Consider the following 18560-nt stretch of genomic DNA (forward strand, 5'->3'; position numbering starts at 1 on the left):
GGTTGTGGATAAACGTGAGATGGGTGGTCCCCTGTGGGAACCCACCCTGCCAGCCCTTACAACAAGATCCAGGTGTAACTCAGGATCAAGCGATTCTCATCGATGTCAGAACGGTAGTTCGAGCGCGCCATGGCATTGCGCACGCGGATTCCCAAGCCTTTCAAGACTCCGCCCTGTACCGCGTAGCCAAGATCGAAATCGCGCTCATGCTCCCGGCCCTCATACCCCAAACCGGTGTTGACGTTATCGCCTTTGAGGTAGCGTGCGGTTGCTGTCAGCCCAGGAATGCCCATGGCAACGAAGTCATAGTCGTAACGCACCTGCCACGAACGTTCGTCGGTGTAGGCGAACTCATAGGTCGGCACTTCGTTGCCCAATGGCGAAATGTTCGGGAACACACGGGGGAAGGCATCATCACCATAGATTGCCTGGTAGCCCACCGTGAAGGTATGCCCGGAACGTTTGGCTGAGAGCAACGAGTAAAACGCCTGGTTGTCGATATCCCCCAGCTTGCTGGCTCCTTGCTCACGGGCAGAGAAGTAGCCGAGGTTGGCGCCGAGCGTCCAATCGCCCAACGGCTGGTTGTGTTTGAAACCGACAAACCCTTGTTGGTAGATATCCTCCAACTGTCCGTACCAAAGGCTGAAGGTGCTGCGATTGCCGTTGAAACTGTAGTCGCCCCCGGCAAAATTGAACGCATCGCTATCGGCTTTACGCTGGGGAACATGGCCGAGCACTGCAATCATTTTCTCGTCACCGGCCTCGTTGCGCAGGCTGGTGGAGCTCAAGTGCCCGGCTTGTAGCGTCAGGCCCTCAAGTTCTGAAGATGTGATACTTGCCCCCTGATAGGTCGGCGGCAGCAGCCTTGAGTCGTTGTACTGGAGAATAGGCAGGTTGGTTTGCAATTCGCCGACCTTCAACTCAGTCTTCGAGTAACGCAGCTTGAGGGTGCCGCCGACCCGGCTGTACTCATCAGCGGCGCGACCATCGCCCTGCACCGGCAATAGCCCGGTACCCGTACGATCAGGGCTACTGTCGAGCTTGAACCCCACCACGCCGATGGCATCGACACCCACACCGATCAAGCCAGGGGTATAGCCAGACTTGAAGTTGAAGATAAAGCCCTGCCCCCACTCCTCGGCCTTGGACTGCTTGTTGGCGCCGACGATATCGGAGAAATCGCGGCTGAAGTAGTAGTTGCGGGCCTGCAACGTAGCGCTCGAACCGCTGACAAAGCCGGGCTCAGCGGCGTTGGCACCAACACACAAGGCAAGGGTGGACAGCAACCAGGAATGACGGAGGTTGTTCATGGGTAACGTGCTCTTTTTATTGTTGTTTTAACCGGTGCTACGCGGAGCTTTGATGGCCGGCATAGCCGGCCGCTTGGTGCTCAGGCCTTGGCAGGCAACGACGCCTGGCTGGCAAACGGCGAGCGGCTGGCGAACACCATCATCGCCAAGGCGGCGACGGCACCCGGTACCGCGAACGCCAGGAAGTTGAGCGGCAAAGGCAACTGGACACCCAGCAATGCGCCCCCCAACAGCGGCCCGACGATGGCCCCACTGCGACCAACGCCCGAGGCCCAACCCAGGCCCGTCGAGCGGATGCCCATCGGGTAGTACTGTGCAACACAGGCATAGGCAAGAATCTGCGTGCCGATGGTGGTCGCACCGGCAATCGCGATCAGCAGGTAAAGCACCGGTGTCGGGCTTTTGAAGCCCAACAGGCTGATGGACAGGGCCGCCACCGCAAAGAACACCACCAACACCTTGTCCAGCTTGAAGCGGTCGCCAATCCAGCCACCACCCACGGCGCCAAAGATCGCGCCGAAGTTCAGTACCAGCAGAAACGCCAGGCTGGAACCCAAGCCATAACCTGCGTTGTTCATCAATTTCGGCAGCCAGGAATTGAGGGCATAGACCATCAGCAGGCAGCAGAAGAACGCCACCCAGAGCATCAGCGTGTTCAGCGCCCGACCTTCGTGGAACAGTTGCGGTACCGCCGCACCCGGCGCCTTGCCTGCGGCGGCTTCAAGCCGATCGCCCGCTTGCGGCTGATAGCTCGGCTCAACCCGCTGCAACAGTTGCTGAGCCTGCTCTACCCGGCCCTGACGTACCAGAAAACCGAGGGACTCCGGCAAAAAGCGCAAGATCAACGGCAGCGTCAGCAGCGGAATGACCGCCACATAGAACACCGACTGCCAACCAAAGGCCGGCAACAGCACAATGCCCAGCCCGGCAGACAGCATGCCGCCCACCGAGTAACCACTGAACATGATCGCGACCAGGGTGCTGCGAATTTTCTTCGGTGCGTATTCGTTCATCAGCGCCACCACGTTGGGCATGACGCCGCCGATTCCTAAACCGGCGATAAACCGGCAGAGACCGAACTCCGTAGGGTTACGGGCGAAACCGTTGAGTACCGTAAAGCCACTGAACAGGATCACGCAGAGGGTGATTGCCTTCTTGCGACCGATGCGGTCCGACAACGGGCCAAACACCAGTGCACCGAACATCATGCCAAACAGCGCATAGCTACCCAGGGCACCGGCCTGCAGCGGGGTCATGCCCCACTCCTGCATCAATGCCGGCAGCACCACGCCATAAATGACCAGGTCGTAACCGTCGAAGATGATGATCAGCGCACACCAGAACAGCACGCGCCAGTGAAAGGGATTGAACTTCGCCTGATCGATCAGGGCATTGATATCGACTGCTCGCATGGTGCGCGTCTCTTTTGTTGTTGTTATCGAAACCCGAAGGCGCAATACCCACTCGGCGCTGGGGCCTGGCGGTGTTCGCACACTCAGGTTAGGGAGACGTCGAGCATGGCAATAGCCATTTCCTGCGAATCGCTATCCAGATAGCGCAGGGGCTGACCAGGTGTCAGCGGTGGCGTTTGAAGGTCACCGAGGGCAGTTCGCCAAAGCGCTGGCGATAACTCTCGGCAAAGCGCCCCAAGTGCAGAAAACCGTAGTCCAGGGCGATTTCCGTCACGTTGCGTACGCTGCTGGCCGGATCCTGCAAGACCGCATGGATACGCTCCAGTTTGCGCTGGCGCACATACCCCTTCGGCGACAGGCCTGCATGGCGCTCAAACAGTGAATACAGCGTTCGCTCACTGACCCGCGCCACGTTCATCAACTGCACGATACTGATGTCTTGATTCAGGTTGGCGTCGATGTACTCCACCAACTGCTCAAAGGAATGAGCCTGAACCTGCGGCTCTCCCCGTTGAATGTTGTTGTCCAGCAGGGTCAGCAGCTTGCTGGCGACAATACGGCCGTAGTGTTCCTGAACCTGTAACAGCGAATGGTCGGACTCGGCCTCAGCGCAGACCAACCCGAGCAAACCGATGAAACCATCCAGCGGTTGGGTCTTGTGACGGGCCGATGTGAAGCGAATGCCGCCCTCAGGCACCTGCCAGCGCTGTTCCAGGCAGGTCTGTTCGAGCAGGCTGGCCGGCAGCTTGAGGATGAACTTCTCGCAGTCGGCCGAATAGGTCAGGTCTACCGGGTCATCGGGGTTGATCAACAGCAACTCGCCTGGAACGTAAGGGTGCTCATTGCCACGGCAAGCCGAAAGACAATGGCCCTTGAGCAGGATCTGCAAGTGATACAGGCTGCCCAGCGCAGGTGAAGTAACCCGCGCCTTGCCGCCATAGCTCAGGCGACACAAGTCGAGGCTGGCGAACTTGCGATGGTTGATACTGGCCTGCAGGTCGCCAGTTCTGGGCAGGCGCAAGCAATGGCCGCCGACATGCTGATTGACGTAGTCGGAGACCACATAAGGGTCGGCGCGCTCGAATACACGGCTGCGCTCGCTCAGCAGGTGGCTGCTCATAGGCTGGCCTCGTTTTATTATTATGATGTCGATATCCACAGGGTCTGGTTATCCACAGGCGACCAGCTTGCGTTAGTCGATGTGGGCAGTCCAATATCCGTTAAGTGGGTAACCATACCTTGGAGGTATCATGGAACTGCGCCATTTGCGTTATTTCCGCGTGCTGGCGCAGACCCTGAATTTCACCCGCGCCGCCGAACAGTTGCACATTGCCCAGCCGCCGCTGAGTCGACAGATCCGCCAACTGGAGGAAACCCTTGGCGTAGAGCTGCTGGAGCGAAGCCGTCCGCTGCGCCTGACCGAAGCCGGGCGCTTCTTCCATGAACAGAGCGCCGCCCTGCTCGACCAGCTTGAACAAGTCGCCGAAGCCACCCGACGCATTGCCAACAGTGAGCGCCAGTGGTTGCGGATCGGTTTCGCACCTTCGACCTTGTACGACCTGCTACCGGAGTTGATCCGCCGACTGCGTCGTTCCGAGGATCTGGAGCTGGGCCTGCAGGAGATGATTACCCTGCAACAGGTCGAGGCCCTGAAGGCCGGGCGCATCGATATCGGCTTCGGTCGTATCCGCATCAATGACCCGGCCATTGAACAGCATGTGTTGCGCGAAGACCCGTTGGTTGCCGCCTTGCCTTGCGGGCATCCCTTACTGGGGCAGCCGCTGGACCTGGCGCTGTTGGCCCGCGAACCCTTTGTGCTCTACCCCGCCACGCCACGGCCAAGTTACGCCGACCACATCATGGCGCTGTTCGCCAACCATGGCCTCAGCGTCAGGGTAGTGCAATGGACCAACGAACTGCAGACCGCCCTCGGGCTGGTGGCGGCGGGGCTGGGGATAACCCTGGTACCCGCGTCGGTACAAACCCAGCACCGCGCAGACATCGTCTACGCACCACTGACCGAGACCTCGGCGGTTTCACCCATCATTCTCAGCCGCCGGGCTGGGGATAACTCACCCCTGCTCAAGCACTGCCTGGCTCTGATTGAACAGATGCAGGCTGTGGATAACAACGCCTGAGGCGCCAGTGCAGGGCAACCTTGCAGATGCCAAGGGCTAAGGGAAAAACTGTTAGTTGAAATTTAAACTATAAAAATCAACAACTTACAAAATCTGTACTGCACTTCTGAATAGGCCTTTAGTTGCGTATCACTCTCAACTAATACTGTTCTAATTGACCTGAATCAATACAGCATCACCGTCAGGTGATGGTGTTGATTAATATCGCGTCGCTTGCCTGTTGCCTTCAACAAAACCAGTACTTAAGTACATGAAAACCCGTTGAAAATGTAAGCGCACGGGCGCTCGCTCAATAGTAAGATAGGCGAATAACTATCCCGCATCCTCACGTTCGCGCCCTGTGTTATCCCATCGCTGGAAACGATCGTTAATAAACTGATTTATCAGCAAGGCACTATTGGCCGAATGAAAAATGCTTCGGCTGACGCACTGTGCACCGCGGCTCATGTTCTAGATTGCACGATTTAACTACATTGTAAGGAGCGTTTCGTGAAGTTCACTATTACCCGCCTGATGATCAGCAGCGCAACAGCACTGATCCTTGTGGCGCTGGGGCTGTCATTCTGGATTTCTCATCAGGTCAACCGCCTGGATGATCTCAGCCGACAGTTGGAAAACCTCAGTAGTGCCCAGCAAGAGGTAGAAGAACTTCGTTACCACACGGCGCAAATTCAGCAGTTCTACACCGACGCAAGCTTGACCGGCGAAAACGAGGCAGCCGCCACCGCCCATCGGCACTTTCAGCGGATGCAGGAGAAGCTGAACGAACTCAAACAGGCAATTCCAGCATTCCGCCTCGAACTGGAGGCGATGAACGCCCCGGCAGAACGGCTCGACAATGTGGGCCTGCGCATGTTCCAGGCCTACACCGGCCCCGGCAAGGAGGCTGGCGACAAGGTGATGGAAGACTTCGACCAGCGTTCGGCAGAAGTGATTCGTGCGTTCGCCGGGCTACGTGACCCGCTGTCGGCCAAGTACAAGACAACCCTCAGCGAAACCAGCGAAGTGCGTGAGTCCCTGAAGGTCAATACGCTCGTGGCCTGGGGCATAGCGTTGCTGTTGATCCTTGGCACCCTTTGGCTGATCAGCCGCCGCGTCCTGCCCCCCCTCAACCGGATGTCCAGTTCGTTACGCGATTTGAACACCGGTAATGGTGACCTCAGCCGTACACTGCGCCAGGACAACGACGATGAGATCGGTGAAGTGGTTGCGGGCTTCAATCAGTTCGTTGCCGGCCTCAGGGGCCAAATTGCGACGGTAGCCCAAGTAGGTTGCACCTTGGGCCAGTCATCGACGCACTTGGTCAATGATGCGCAAGCCGCCGAAGCGAGCGCCGAAACCTTGCGTTCGGAAGTGGATCAGGTGGCCACAGCAGTCAATCAGATGGCCGCCACCGTACAGGGCGTGGCCGCCAATGCCCAGGCAAGCTCGGCCCAAACCGGTGACGCTGATCGCCAGACGCAAGAAGCGATTGGCGTGGTGAACCAGACAATTGTCGAGATTCGTACCTTGGCCAACGAAGTGGGCCGGGCATCCGAAGTGATTCAAACCCTGGAAACCCACTCACGTTCCATTGGTGGGGTGCTGGAAGTGATACGGACCATTGCCGAACAAACCAACTTGCTGGCATTGAACGCGGCCATTGAAGCAGCACGCGCAGGCGAGCAAGGCCGGGGCTTTGCCGTGGTAGCCGATGAAGTCCGCACCTTGGCCAGCCGTACCCAAGCCTCGACCCAAGAAATCCAGGGCATGATCGAGCGCCTGCAGAGTGCGTCCCAAGAGGCCGTAGCAGTCATGCAGGAAAGCCGTACCTATGCCGAAAAAGGTGTCACGCAGGCCGAAATAGCCGGTCAGGCACTGGTGAACATCAGTACCTTGATGGCCTCGGTATCGGGGATGAGCTTGCACATCGCTGAAGCGGCTCGCGAGCAGTCCATGGTCAGCGATGAAATCAACCAGCGGATCAGCAGCGTGGCGAATGTCGCCGGCCGTACCGCAGAACTGTCTGAGAGCACACTGGCCAGTGGCCGAGCGGCTGGTGAAGACGCTCGACGGCTGGATGAAATTGTCAGCCAGTTCAAGCTCTAGGCCGGTCTGAAGCAGGCGAGCAGCGTTGGTAAGCAACGCGCTCGCCTCAACAGCAGCCTTACTCCACGGTCACCGACTTGGCGAGGTTGCGTGGCTGGTCAACGTCGGTGCCTTTGAGCACGGCAACGTAGTACGACAGCAACTGCAGCGGAATGGTGTAGAGAATCGGCGCCAGGGCATCTGCGATGTGCGGCATCGCGATCACGTGAGTCCCTTCACCATTGCTCATGCTGGCTTGCTCATCAGCAAAGACGACCAGTTGACCACCACGGGCGCGCACTTCCTGCAGGTTGGACTTGAGCTTTTCCAGCAGCTCGTTGTTCGGCGCCACGGTGACCACCGGCATGTCGTTGTCCACCAGCGCCAGCGGGCCGTGCTTGAGCTCACCAGCCGGGTAAGCTTCGGCGTGGATATAGGAGATCTCCTTGAGCTTGAGCGCCCCCTCCATCGCCACCGGGAACTGCGCACCACGACCAAGGAACAAGGTGTGGTGTTTGTCGGCGAACAGCTCCGAGATTTTCTCGATGGTGGCATCCATCGCCAACGCTTCGCCCAGGCGAACCGGCAGGCGGCGCAATTGCTCGACCAGATCGGCCTCAACGCCTGCTCCCAAGGTGCCACGCACTTGGCCCAGGGCCAGGGTCAGCAGCATCAACGAAACCAGTTGGGTGGTGAACGCCTTGGTCGAGGCCACACCGATTTCCGGGCCGGCCAGGGTCAGCAGGGTCAGGTCCGATTCACGTACCAGCGAACTGATCCCGACGTTGCAAATGGCCAGGCTGGCCAGGAAGCCCAGCTCCTTGGCATTGCGCAGCGCTGCCAGGGTGTCTGCTGTTTCACCAGACTGGGAGATCGAAACGAACAGGGTGTCGGGCTGCACAACCACCTTGCGGTAGCGGAACTCGCTGGCCACTTCGACCTGGCACGGAATACCGGCCAGTTCTTCCAACCAGTAGCGCGCAACCATACCCGCATGGTAACTGGTGCCACAGGCAACGATCTGCACATTGCGAACCTTGGCAAACAGCTCGGCGGCTTGCGGGCCAAAGGCCTGTACCAGCACATGATCAGTGCCCAGACGACCCTCCAGCGTGCGCTGAACCACGGTAGGTTGCTCGTGGATTTCCTTGAGCATGAAGTGGCGGTATTCACCCTTGTCAGCCGCTTCTGCACCTTCGTGGTACTGCACCGCTTCACGCTGAACAGCTTGGCCGGCCTGGTTCCAGATACTGACCTTGTCGCGGCGAATCTCGGCGATATCACCTTCTTCCAGGTACATGAAACGGTCGGTGACCTGGCGCAGGGCCAACTGGTCGGACGCCAGGAAGTTTTCCCCATGGCCCAGGCCAATCACCAGCGGGCTGCCGCTACGCGCAGCGACGAGGCGATCCGGTTGTTTGGCGCTGATAACGGCCAGGCCATAGGCACCGTGCAGTTGCTTGACCGCTACCTTGAGCGCTTCGGTCAGGTCAGGCTGGGTCTTGAGGGTGTGATGCAGCAGGTGAACGATCACCTCGGTATCGGTTTCCGAGCTGAACACATAACCCAGGCTCTTGAGCTGCTCGCGCAGCTCCTCATGGTTCTCGATGATGCCGTTATGCACCACCGCCAGGTCGTGGCCAGAAAAATGAGGGTGTGCATTGCGCTCGCTGGGCGCACCGTGGGTTGCCCAACGGGTATGGGCGATACCCAGCAGGCCCGACAGCGGTTCGGCGGCAACGGCAGCTTCCAGCTCACTGACCTTGCCGATACGACGACGGCGCTCCAGGACGCCTTGCGCGCTGTAGACGGCCAGGCCGGCGCTGTCATAGCCCCGGTACTCCAGGCGCTTGAGGCCTTCGATGAGGATAGTGGTGATGTTACGTTCAGCGACGGCGCCAACGATTCCACACATAGAAATTACTCCTAGCTGATTGCGGCGCAGATAACGTTTACGCCGCGGGCTTCAATCTGTTCACGTGCCGCTTGGGGCAGGCGCTCATCAGTAATCAGGGTATTGACGCTGCTCCAGGGCAGCTCGAGATTGGGGATCTTGCGACCGACCTTGTCCGACTCGACCATGACAATCACTTCCCGCGCGACCTCGGCCATGACCCGGCTCAACCCCAGCAACTCATTGAATGTGGTGGTGCCACGCACCAGGTCGATGCCATCGGCGCCAATGAACAACTGGTCGAAATCGTAAGAGCGTAGTACCTGCTCGGCGACCTGGCCCTGGAAGGATTCGGAATGCGGATCCCAGGTACCGCCGGTCATCAACAGCACCGGTTCATGCTCAAGCTCGCTAAGGGCGCGGGCGACATTCAACGAATTGGTCATCACCACCAGGCCCGGCTGCTGGCCAAGCTCAGGGATCATGGCGGCGGTCGTACTGCCACTGTCGATGATGATTCGCGCATGCTCACGAATCCTGCCCACTGCAGCGCGGGCAATGGCCTGCTTATAGGCAGACACCGGCTGGGCCTGATCGGCAATCAGTTCCTGAGGCAGCGTGACCGCACCGCCATAGCGACGCAGCAACAGACCATTAGCCTCAAGAGCCGCCAGGTCTTTGCGGATAGTGACTTCCGAGGTCTCGAAACGTTTGGCCAACGCATCGACACTGACCTCGCCCAGCTCATTCAGCAGCGCGAGGATGTTGTGCCGTCGTTGTGGAGTGTTTCGTTTCGACATTTTGGCTTTAAGTTTCGTTTCGTAAGTTAATGAAGCCAATCAAAACCTAAAGCTTTCACTTCGTCAAGGACGATGCGTATGTTTTTGCCTGTGCATAACTAGACATGACTGGCGCTTTTATCCACAAATCCCGGCCTAGAGCGCCTGGCATAAAAAAAGCCGACTTATGCACAATCCAGTCGGCTCTTTTATTCACATGTGGATAACGTCAGTTCTTCTTGATCTTCTCTGGCCGCTTCCAGCCATCGATGTTGCGCTGACGTGCCCGACCAACGGCTAACTGAGCCGTATCGACATTCTGCGTAATGGTCGAACCGGCTGCCGTTGTAGCACCAGAAAGGATATCCACAGGCGCAACCAGGGAGTTGTTGGAACCGATGAAGACATCCTCACCCAACACCGTCTTGAACTTGTTCGCACCGTCATAGTTGCAAGTGATGGTGCCTGCGCCTATGTTGGTTCGTGCGCCGACTTCCGCGTCGCCCAAGTAGGTCAGGTGACCGGCTTTGGCACCCTCGCCCAGGTGAGCATTCTTCAACTCGACAAAGTTACCCACATGGGCTCGTGCTTCCAGCACGCTGCCAGGGCGCAGACGCGCGAATGGGCCGGCGTCGCTGCCCTCGCCCATGATGGCACCTTCGATATGGCTGTTGGCCTTGACCACCACGCCTTTGCGCAGGGTGCTGTCCTTGATCACACAATTAGGACCGATCACCACGTCGTCTTCGATCTCGACGCGGCCTTCCAGGACCACGTTGATGTCGATCAGCACATCACGACCAACGGTAACCTCGCCACGTACATCGAAACGCGCCGGATCACGCAGGGTGACGCCCAGCGCCATGAGCCGACGAGCCTCACGCAACTGATAATGACGCTCCAGCTCAGCCAGTTGCCGACGGTCGTTGGCGCCTTGCACCTCCATCGGGTCGTGCGGTTGCTCGGTGGCCACCACCAGGCCATCCGCAACGGCCATGGCGATCACGTCGGTGAGGTAGTACTCACCCTGCACATTGTTGTTAGACAGCCGACCAAGCCACTCAGCCAAACGTGCCCCCGGGACGGCGAGGATACCGGTGTTACCTTCCTTGATAGCCCGCTGTGCTTCGCTGGCATCCTTGTGCTCGACGATTGCCGCCACCTGACCCTGTGCATCACGCACGATACGGCCATAGCCTGTCGGGTCGTTCAGCGTAACGGTCAGCAAGCCCAGTTGCTGCGCAGTAACCTTGGCCAGCAACCGCTTGAGGGTGTCGACTTCGATCAGCGGCACATCACCGTAAAGAATCAGCACGGTATCGGCCGTCAGGTGTGGCAGCGCCTGTGCGACAGCATGGCCCGTGCCCAGTTGTTTGTCCTGCAGTACAAAATTCAGATCGTCGGCAGCCAAACGCTCTCGAACCACTTCCGCACCATGCCCGATTACCACGTGCATACCCTGTGGCTGAAGTTGCCGGGCGCTGTGGATAACATGGCCAAGCATGGAGTTGCCCGCAACCGGGTGCAGCACCTTGGGCAAGGCTGAACGCATGCGTGTGCCTTGGCCCGCGGCGAGAATAACGATATCGAGAGACATGACTGGCTACCAATCCTGGGTGGTCAGCGACTGTGACCAAAAAGAAGGAGTTACAGAAAAAGAAAAAGGGTAGCCGAGGCTACCCTTTAACTCAATCGCACTACAGAAGCTTGGCTTAACCGCCGAACTTCTTGCGGATCTGCTGGACGGTGCGCAGCTGGGCTGCGGCTTCGGCCAGACGTGCAGCGGCGGAACCGTAGTCGAACTCCGCGCCTTTTTCGTGCAGGGCCTTTTCAGCAGCCTTGACGGCTTCCTGAGCGGAGGCTTCATCCAGGTCGCTAGCGCGTTGCACGGTATCGGCAAGCACCTTGACCATGTTCGGCTGGACCTCGAGGAAACCACCGGAGATGTAGAACACCTCCTTGTCGCCACCCTGCTTGGTCAGCGTGATCGGACCCGGCTTCAGATCAGTGATCAGCGGGGCGTGGCCTGGAGCGATACCGATATCACCCAGGTTGCCGTGCGCAACCACCATCTCGACCAGACCGGAGAAAATTTCTCCTTCCGCGCTGACGATATCGCAATGGACTGTCATAGCCATCTGCTTGCCTCAACCTGATTAGCGCCCCTTTCGGGGCGCCGGGATTACAGTTTCTTGGCTTTCTCGATCGCTTCTTCGATGCTGCCGACCATGTAGAACGCTTGTTCTGGCAGGTGGTCGTAGTCACCGTTGAGGATGCCTTTGAAGCCAGCAATGGTGTCTTTCAGGGAAACGTATTTACCCGAAGCACCGGTGAAGACTTCAGCCACGAAGAACGGCTGGGACAGGAAGCGCTGGATCTTACGAGCACGGGATACCAGTTGCTTGTCGGATTCGGACAGTTCGTCCATACCCAGAATGGCAATGATGTCCTTCAGCTCTTTGTAGCGCTGCAGCACGTACTGAACACCGCGAGCGGTTTCGTAGTGCTCGGTGCCGATGACCAGAGGGTCCAGCTGACGCGAAGTCGAGTCCAGTGGATCGACCGCTGGGTAGATACCCAGGGAGGCGATGTCACGGGACAGTACCACGGTGGCGTCCAAGTGGGCGAAGGTGGTCGCTGGCGACGGGTCAGTCAGGTCGTCCGCAGGTACGTATACGGCCTGGATCGAGGTGATCGAACCTTGCTTGGTCGAAGTGATGCGCTCTTGCAGCACGCCCATCTCTTCAGCCAGGGTCGGCTGGTAACCTACTGCCGAAGGCATACGGCCCAGCAGTGCGGATACTTCGGTACCGGCCAGGGTGTAACGATAGATGTTGTCGACGAACAGCAGAACGTCGTTACCTTCGTCACGGAACTTCTCAGCCATGGTCAGGCCGGTCAGCGCTACGCGCAGACGGTTTCCTGGTGGCTCGTTCATTTGGCCGTATACCAGAGCAACCTTGTCCAGTACGTTGGAATCCTTCATCTCGTGGTAGAAGTCGTTACCCTCACGAGTACGCTCACCCACACCGGCGAACACGGAGAAACCGCTGTGCTCGATGGCGATGTTACGGATCAGTTCCATCATGTTTACGGTTTTGCCTACACCGGCACCACCGAACAGACCAACCTTACCACCCTTGGCGAACGGGCAAACCAGGTCGATAACCTTGATACCGGTTTCGAGCAGGTCGTTGCCACCAGCCTGTTCTGCGAAGGAAGGCGCGGCACGGTGAATGCCCCAACGCTCTTCTTCGCCGATCGGACCGGCTTCGTCGATTGGGTTGCCCAGGACGTCCATGATACGGCCCAGAGTCGCTTTACCGACTGGAACGGAGATGGCTGCCTTGGTGTCAACGACGTCCAGACCGCGCTTCAAGCCTTCGGTCGAGCCCATCGCAATGGTACGTACTACGCCGTCGCCCAGCTGCTGCTGAACTTCCAGAGTAGTTTCCGCGCCCTGTACTTTCAGCGCGTTATAGACACTCGGTACGCTGTCACGTGGGAATTCCACGTCAATGACGGCGCCGATGATTTGAACGATACGTCCGCTACTCATAGCTGGATCCTCTGAATATTTGAACCGTTAAACCGCGGCAGCGCCGCCGACGATTTCCGAGATCTCTTGGGTGATCGCAGCCTGACGTGCCTTGTTGTAGATCAGCTGCAAATCGCTGATCAGGTCGCCGGCGTTGTCGGTGGCGTTTTTCATTGCGATCATCCGCGCAGCTTGTTCAGCCGCGTTGTTCTCGACTACCGACTGGTAGACCTGCGACTCCACGTAACGCACCATCAGGCCGTCCAGCAGCTCTTTGGCATCGGGTTCGTAGAGGTAGTCCCAGTGGTGCTTGAGTTCTTGATCCGGGGTTGCGACCAACGGAATCAACTGCTCGACCGTTGGTTTTTGCGTCATGGTATTGATGAACTTGTTCGACACCACGGACAGGCGATCGATACGGCCTTCCAGGTATGCGTCCAGCATGACTTTGACGCTACCAATCAGATCGTTGATCGATGGCTCTTCGCCCAAGTGGCTGATTGCAGCAACGACGTTACCGCCGAAGTTACGGAAGAATGCCGCACCTTTGCTGCCGATCACGCACAGGTCGATCTCGACGCCTTGTTCGCGGTTTGCCGACATGTCCTTGACCAGGGCCTTGAACAGGTTGGTGTTCAAGCCGCCGCACAGACCACGGTCACTGCTCACCACGATATAACCGACACGCTTGATGGCGCGATCGATCATGAACGGGTGGCGGTATTCCGGGTTGGCGTTGGCCAGATGACCAATCACCTGGCGGATGCGCTCCGCGTAAGGACGGCTAGCAGCCATACGCAGTTGAGCCCTGCGCATCTTGCTGACCGCCACTTTTTCCATGGCGCTGGTAATTTTTTGCGTGCTTTTGATGCTCGCAATCTTACTGCGAATCTCTTTTGCGCCTGCCATGTAACACCTATCAGGTTAGCAAGCGGGGGCTGCAAAGCCCCCGCTGCGGCTTACCAGGTTTGGGTGGCCTTGAACTTCTCGATACCGGCTTTGATGCCAGCGTCGATTTCGTCGTTGAAGTCACCCTTCACGTTGATCTTCGCCATCAGTTCGGCGTGATCACGGTTGAAGTAAGCAATCAGCGCTTGTTCGAAGCTACCGATCTTGGCGATTTCAACGTCGACCAGGAACCCACGCTCAGCGGCATACAGCGACAGCGACATGTCAGCGATGGACATTGGCGCGTATTGCTTCTGCTTCATCAGCTCGGTAACACGTTGACCGTGCTCGAGTTGCTTACGGGTGGCTTCGTCCAGGTCAGAAGCGAACTGGGCAAATGCAGCCAGTTCACGGTACTGAGCCAGAGCGGTACGGATACCACCGGACAGCTTCTTGATGATCTTGGTCTGAGCGGCACCACCTACACGGGATACCGAAACACCGGCGTTAACTGCAGGGCGGATGCCCGAGTTGAACATGGCCGATTCCAGGAAGATCTGACCGTCGGTGATCGAGATCACGTTGGTCGGAACGAACGCGGAAACGTCGCCAGCCTGGGTTTCGATGATCGGCAGAGCGGTCAAGGAACCGGTTTTGCCAGTTACTGCACCGTTGGTGAACTTCTCGACGTACTCTTCGGAAACGCGCGATGCACGCTCCAGCAGACGGGAGTGGAGATAGAACACGTCACCTGGGTACGCTTCACGTCCTGGTGGACGACGCAGCAGCAGGGAGATCTGACGGTAAGCAACAGCTTGCTTGGACAGGTCATCGTAAACGATCAGCGCGTCTTCACCGCGGTCACGGAAGAACTCGCCCATGGTGCAACCGGCGTATGGCGCCAGGAATTGCAGTGCGGCGGATTCCGAAGCACTGGCGGCAACAACGATGGTGTTAGCCAGAGCGCCGTTTTCTTCCAGCTTGCGAACAACGTTGGCGATGGTCGATTGTTTCTGACCAACGGCGACGTAGACGCAGAAGATGCCACTGTTTTTCTGGTTGATGATCGCGTCAACCGCCATGGCGGTTTTACCGATCTGACGGTCACCGATGATCAGCTCACGCTGGCCACGGCCGACTGGAATCATGGCGTCGACGGATTTGTAGCCAGTCTGTACAGGCTGGTCTACCGATTTACGCCAGATAACGCCCGGAGCAACTTTCTCGACCGCATCGGTCTCGGTGTTGTTCAGTGGGCCTTTACCGTCGATTGGGTTACCCAGTGCGTCGACTACGCGACCCAGCAGTTCCTTACCAACCGGAACTTCCAGGATGCGGCCGGTGCACTTGGCACTCATGCCTTCGGCAAGGGAGGTATATGCGCCCAGTACTACCGCACCAACGGAGTCTTGCTCCAGGTTGAGGGCCATACCGTAGACGCCGCCCGGAAACTCGATCATTTCACCGTACATAACGTCGGCCAGACCGTGGATCCGCACGATACCGTCAGAAACGCTGACGACAGTACCTTCGTTGCGGGCTTGAGAGGCGACATCGAGTTTCTCGATGCGACCCTTAATGATTTCACTAATTTCGGAAGGATTGAGTTGCTGCATTGCTCTGCTGCCCCTTCAAACTCAAGATTTCAATGCTTCGGCCAGTTTCGCGATTTTGCCGCGAATCGAGCCATCGATTACCAGGTCGCCGGCGCGGATCACGACACCACCTATGAGGGAGGTATCCTCCACAGCGTGCAGTCGCACTTCCCGGCTGAGCCGTGCACTGAGAACCTTGGCGAGTTTGTCTTGCTGTTCTTGGTTCAACGCAAAAGCACTAGTGACTTCCACGTCCACGGATTTTTCCTGCTCGGCCTTGTACAGCTCGAACAGCGACGAAATCTCCGGCAACAGCAGGAGACGGTCGTTTTCCGCGGCAACATGAATGAAATTCTGTGCCTGGGCATCAAACTTGTCACCGCACACTTCAATAAAAGTGGCGGCCTTTTCTGCGCTCGTCAGTCGCGGGGCCTTGAGCAGGCGCTGCATGGTGCCGTCTTGCGACACCGCAGCAGCCAGGCCGAGCATGGCTGACCAATTGGCCAGTTGCTGATGGGCCTGGGCATGCTCAAAGGCAGCCTTAGCGTAAGGTCGGGCCAACGTGGTCAATTCTGCCATGATCGCCCTCGCTTAAATTTCAGCGGCCAGTTTGTTAACCAGCTCCGCATGCGCGTTTTGATCGATTGTGGCACCAAGGATCTTCTCAGCGCCGTTAACGGCCAGGCTACCCAGTTGGGCGCGCAGCGCGTCTTTGACACCGTTAAGTTCCTGTTCGATCTCGGCCTGAGCCTGAGCCTTCACACGGTCAGCTTCGACGCGGGCCTGATCACGGGCTTCCTCGACGATCTGAGCACCGCGCTTCTTGGCTTGCTCAATGATTTCGGCTGCCTGAGCTTTCGCTTCGCGCAGTTGCTGACCCACTTTATCTTGGGCCAGCTCCAGGTCGCGAGCTGCTCGGCTGGCAGCGTCCAGTCCATCCGCGATCTTCTTCTGACGTTCTTGCAATGCCGCGATGACCGGAGGCCACACGAACTTCATGCAGAACAGCACAAAGATGAAGAACGCAACGGACTGGCCAATCAGGGTTGCATTAATGTTCACGCCAACACCTCGCTCGTTCTTTGTCCATCACACAAAACCACTCGAAAATTCGAGTGATTAGCCGGCGATTTGACCAACGAAGGGATTAGCGAAGGTGAAGAACAGAGCGATACCAACACCGATCATGGTTACGGCGTCGAGCAGACCGGCAACGATGAACATTTTAACTTGCAGCATTGGAACCATCTCTGGCTGGCGAGCAGCGCCTTCCAGGAACTTGCCGCCCAGCAGGCCGAAACCAATGGCGGTACCCAGTGCACCCAGGCCGATCAGCAGAGCAACAGCGATAGCGGTAAGACCAACTACAGTTTCCATCTTTCCTCCCGACTTTTACGTCGTATTGGTTAGGTTTTTTAGTTTGAAGCGGTAAAGCAAAATCGTTTTGTACAGCTGCCCTTGCGGACCTTTTGCGACCCTTGCCCGTACCGGCGAAAGGGTCTTCAGACACGCCAGGCGGTCTTAATGGTTATCTTCGTGAGCCATCGACAGGTAGACGATGGTAAGCATCATGAAGATGAACGCTTGCAGGGTGATGATCAGGATGTGGAACACCGCCCACGCCCACTGCAGCACCACGCCCAGGCCGCTGAGCCAGAGCAGACCAGCACCGAACATCACGGCAATCAGGATGAACACCAGCTCGCCGGCGTACATGTTGCCGAAAAGACGCAGTGCCAGGGAGATTGGCTTGGCGATCAGGGTCACAAATTCCAGCAGGAAGTTCACCGGAATCAGCAGGATCTGAACGAAGATGTTCTTGCTGCCGAACGGATGCAGGGTCAGTTCGCCGAGGAAACCGCCGATGCCCTTGACCTTGATGCTGTAGAAAATGATCAACGCGAACACGCAGAAGGCCATGGCCAGGGTAGCGTTCGGGTCAGTCGTGGAGACTGCACGGAAAGGAATGTGCTTGTCGCCGGAAATCAGCATGGCCAGTTGAGGAATCCAGTCGACCGGTACCAGGTCGATGGCGTTCATCAGGAAGACCCAGACGAAGATGGTCAGCGCCAGCGGTGCGATAACCGGGCTACGACCGTGGAAACTGTCCTTGACCGAACCGTTGACGAACTCCACCAGCACTTCAACGAAGTTCTGCAGGCCGCCAGGTTGACCGGAAGTTGCTTTCCGGGCCGCCATGCGGAACAGGAGAATGAAGATCAGACCCAGCGCAAAGGACCAACCCAGGGTGTCCACGTGGAACGCCCAGAAGCCCATTGCTTTGGCTTCTGCTGCGGAATGGGCAAAGCCCCAACCGCCGTCTGGTAGTTGACCGTAGGTCAAGTTCTGCAAGTGGTGCTGGATATAGCCCGAAGCGGTTTCTGCTGCCATGTTTGCCTCAAACGCCCTAAGGTCTCGAAAGTCTTGTTTTCACTAGCAGGGGCGCGAACCAGCTGACCAACTGGGTCAGCAGAAAGACGCCGAATACTGCTAATGGCGCCAATGGCTTCACTCCTGCAAACGTCAGCGCGAACAGCACTGCCGTCAAAATCAATTTGCCTGCCTCGCCAGCGTAAAACGACTTGACGATGGCCTGCGCTGCCCTGGCTCCGGTAAACCGAAAAGCCTTCCAAGCAAAGTACACATTCGGTAGCCAGGCAATCAGCCCTCCGCAGAGGCCTGAATATCCGTCGACTGCCCCGCGCCACTGCCACAACGCCAAGGCTGCCAACAGAAACACGACACACTGAGCCAGCAGTACCGGAAAAACCGCCCAGCGATGGAAAGGCAAGCGGTTTGGCGTGCGGGTTTCCATCACAACTGCTCCTCAAAAGTCGGCCAACCCGTCAACTCTGACTTGGCATAATTTGTGCCGACAAAATGCGCGCAGAGTATAGGGGCGGTTTAACCCCTATTCAACTGCTGGGTAGTGATTTCCG

General features: G+C 57.8%; 17 protein-coding genes and 1 pseudogene. 3 read left to right on the forward strand and 15 right to left on the reverse strand.

The features are described from left to right. Positions 1 to 56: 56 nt before the first annotated feature. The 3 genes from ACZ9H3_RS15365 to ACZ9H3_RS15375 form a co-directional block, all read right to left on the reverse strand. Positions 57 to 1310: an OprD family porin gene (locus tag ACZ9H3_RS15365; RefSeq protein ID WP_476221385.1), complete on the reverse strand. Its 1254-nt coding sequence runs from the start codon at positions 1308 to 1310 to the stop codon at positions 57 to 59. Between the two features lie 80 nt (positions 1311 to 1390). Next, positions 1391 to 2722: an MFS transporter gene (locus ACZ9H3_RS15370; RefSeq protein ID WP_454240419.1), complete on the reverse strand. Its 1332-nt coding sequence runs from the start codon at positions 2720 to 2722 to the stop codon at positions 1391 to 1393. A 163-nt stretch (positions 2723 to 2885) separates the two neighbouring features. Continuing rightward, positions 2886 to 3842: an AraC family transcriptional regulator gene (locus ACZ9H3_RS15375; protein WP_099776433.1), complete on the reverse strand. Its 957-nt coding sequence runs from the start codon at positions 3840 to 3842 to the stop codon at positions 2886 to 2888. A gap of 130 nt (positions 3843 to 3972) precedes the next feature. Here ACZ9H3_RS15375 and ACZ9H3_RS15380 point away from each other — a divergent pair, with 130 nt between their 5' ends. The 3 genes and pseudogenes from ACZ9H3_RS15380 to ACZ9H3_RS15390 all read left to right on the forward strand — a co-directional run bounded on the left by ACZ9H3_RS15380 (position 3973) and on the right by ACZ9H3_RS15390 (position 6948). After that, positions 3973 to 4860: a LysR family transcriptional regulator gene (locus ACZ9H3_RS15380; RefSeq protein ID WP_099776435.1), complete on the forward strand. Its 888-nt coding sequence runs from the start codon at positions 3973 to 3975 to the stop codon at positions 4858 to 4860. A gap of 900 nt (positions 4861 to 5760) precedes the next feature. Further along, positions 5761 to 6090 (forward strand): annotated as a pseudogene (locus ACZ9H3_RS15385) (HAMP domain-containing protein); the annotation flags it as partial. Between the two features lie 132 nt (positions 6091 to 6222). Further along, on the forward strand, positions 6223 to 6948 hold the full coding sequence (locus ACZ9H3_RS15390; protein ID WP_371917221.1) for a methyl-accepting chemotaxis protein: 726 nt from the start codon (positions 6223 to 6225) through the stop codon (positions 6946 to 6948). A gap of 58 nt (positions 6949 to 7006) precedes the next feature. On the opposite strand, the gene glmS is transcribed toward ACZ9H3_RS15390, so the two are convergent. The 12 genes from glmS to ACZ9H3_RS15450 form a co-directional block, all read right to left on the reverse strand. Beyond that, complete coding sequence (gene glmS / locus ACZ9H3_RS15395; protein ID WP_065759580.1) at positions 7007 to 8842, reverse strand: glutamine--fructose-6-phosphate transaminase (isomerizing); 1836 nt, start codon at positions 8840 to 8842, stop codon at positions 7007 to 7009. Between the two features lie 11 nt (positions 8843 to 8853). Next, a complete protein-coding gene (locus ACZ9H3_RS15400; protein ID WP_065759579.1) occupies positions 8854 to 9621 on the reverse strand; it encodes a DeoR/GlpR family DNA-binding transcription regulator in 768 nt (255 codons plus the stop codon). 208 nt (positions 9622 to 9829) lie between these two features. Continuing rightward, positions 9830 to 11197, reverse strand: a complete 1368-nt coding sequence (gene glmU / locus ACZ9H3_RS15405) for a bifunctional UDP-N-acetylglucosamine diphosphorylase/glucosamine-1-phosphate N-acetyltransferase GlmU (RefSeq protein ID WP_102053043.1) — start codon at positions 11195 to 11197, stop codon at positions 9830 to 9832. Positions 11198 to 11312: 115 nt separating this feature from the next. After that, positions 11313 to 11738, reverse strand: a complete 426-nt coding sequence (locus ACZ9H3_RS15410) for a F0F1 ATP synthase subunit epsilon (protein ID WP_065759577.1) — start codon at positions 11736 to 11738, stop codon at positions 11313 to 11315. Between the two features lie 44 nt (positions 11739 to 11782). Then, positions 11783 to 13159 (reverse strand): F0F1 ATP synthase subunit beta, encoded by a 1377-nt coding sequence (atpD, locus tag ACZ9H3_RS15415; protein ID WP_102053044.1) that lies wholly within the window; start codon positions 13157 to 13159, stop codon positions 11783 to 11785. A gap of 27 nt (positions 13160 to 13186) precedes the next feature. Next, complete coding sequence (atpG, locus tag ACZ9H3_RS15420; protein ID WP_065759575.1) at positions 13187 to 14047, reverse strand: F0F1 ATP synthase subunit gamma; 861 nt, start codon at positions 14045 to 14047, stop codon at positions 13187 to 13189. A gap of 50 nt (positions 14048 to 14097) precedes the next feature. Further along, positions 14098 to 15642 carry a F0F1 ATP synthase subunit alpha gene (gene atpA, locus ACZ9H3_RS15425; RefSeq protein WP_065759574.1) on the reverse strand — a complete coding sequence of 515 codons (1545 nt, stop codon included), beginning with the start codon at positions 15640 to 15642 and terminating at the stop codon, positions 14098 to 14100. Between the two features lie 21 nt (positions 15643 to 15663). Next, on the reverse strand, positions 15664 to 16200 hold the full coding sequence (locus ACZ9H3_RS15430; protein ID WP_065759573.1) for a F0F1 ATP synthase subunit delta: 537 nt from the start codon (positions 16198 to 16200) through the stop codon (positions 15664 to 15666). 12 nt (positions 16201 to 16212) lie between these two features. Beyond that, positions 16213 to 16683 (reverse strand): F0F1 ATP synthase subunit B, encoded by a 471-nt coding sequence (locus ACZ9H3_RS15435; RefSeq protein ID WP_065759572.1) that lies wholly within the window; start codon positions 16681 to 16683, stop codon positions 16213 to 16215. A gap of 57 nt (positions 16684 to 16740) precedes the next feature. Further along, a complete protein-coding gene (gene atpE / locus ACZ9H3_RS15440) occupies positions 16741 to 16998 on the reverse strand; it encodes a F0F1 ATP synthase subunit C (protein ID WP_003097235.1) in 258 nt (85 codons plus the stop codon). 144 nt (positions 16999 to 17142) lie between these two features. Then, on the reverse strand, positions 17143 to 18012 hold the full coding sequence (atpB, locus tag ACZ9H3_RS15445) for a F0F1 ATP synthase subunit A (protein WP_065759571.1): 870 nt from the start codon (positions 18010 to 18012) through the stop codon (positions 17143 to 17145). A gap of 16 nt (positions 18013 to 18028) precedes the next feature. Continuing rightward, positions 18029 to 18436, reverse strand: coding sequence for a F0F1 ATP synthase subunit I (locus ACZ9H3_RS15450; RefSeq protein WP_065759570.1), 408 nt, complete (start codon positions 18434 to 18436; stop codon positions 18029 to 18031). Positions 18437 to 18560: the final 124 nt, after the last annotated feature.

Source organism: Pseudomonas sp. TE3910 (genome assembly GCF_056279025.1).

Bases quoted from the DNA above. Each gene is read 5' to 3' on its own strand.
- atpD (WP_102053044.1), bottom strand. From the start codon at position 13,159: ATGAGTAGCGGACGTATCGTTCAAATCATCGGCGCCGTCATTGACGTG.
- glmS (WP_065759580.1), bottom strand. From the start codon at position 8,842: ATGTGTGGAATCGTTGGCGCCGTCGCTGAACGTAACATCACCACTATC.
- glmU (WP_102053043.1), bottom strand. From the start codon at position 11,197: ATGTCTCTCGATATCGTTATTCTCGCCGCGGGCCAAGGCACACGCATG.
- ACZ9H3_RS15450 (WP_065759570.1), bottom strand. From the start codon at position 18,436: ATGGAAACCCGCACGCCAAACCGCTTGCCTTTCCATCGCTGGGCGGTT.
- ACZ9H3_RS15400 (WP_065759579.1), bottom strand. From the start codon at position 9,621: ATGTCGAAACGAAACACTCCACAACGACGGCACAACATCCTCGCGCTG.
- ACZ9H3_RS15430 (WP_065759573.1), bottom strand. From the start codon at position 16,200: ATGGCAGAATTGACCACGTTGGCCCGACCTTACGCTAAGGCTGCCTTT.
- atpB (WP_065759571.1), bottom strand. From the start codon at position 18,012: ATGGCAGCAGAAACCGCTTCGGGCTATATCCAGCACCACTTGCAGAAC.
- ACZ9H3_RS15370 (WP_454240419.1), bottom strand. From the start codon at position 2,722: ATGCGAGCAGTCGATATCAATGCCCTGATCGATCAGGCGAAGTTCAAT.
- ACZ9H3_RS15375 (WP_099776433.1), bottom strand. From the start codon at position 3,842: ATGAGCAGCCACCTGCTGAGCGAGCGCAGCCGTGTATTCGAGCGCGCC.
- atpE (WP_003097235.1), bottom strand. From the start codon at position 16,998: ATGGAAACTGTAGTTGGTCTTACCGCTATCGCTGTTGCTCTGCTGATC.
- ACZ9H3_RS15410 (WP_065759577.1), bottom strand. From the start codon at position 11,738: ATGGCTATGACAGTCCATTGCGATATCGTCAGCGCGGAAGGAGAAATT.
- ACZ9H3_RS15365 (WP_476221385.1), bottom strand. From the start codon at position 1,310: ATGAACAACCTCCGTCATTCCTGGTTGCTGTCCACCCTTGCCTTGTGT.
- atpG (WP_065759575.1), bottom strand. From the start codon at position 14,047: ATGGCAGGCGCAAAAGAGATTCGCAGTAAGATTGCGAGCATCAAAAGC.
- atpA (WP_065759574.1), bottom strand. From the start codon at position 15,642: ATGCAGCAACTCAATCCTTCCGAAATTAGTGAAATCATTAAGGGTCGC.
- ACZ9H3_RS15380 (WP_099776435.1), top strand. From the start codon at position 3,973: ATGGAACTGCGCCATTTGCGTTATTTCCGCGTGCTGGCGCAGACCCTG.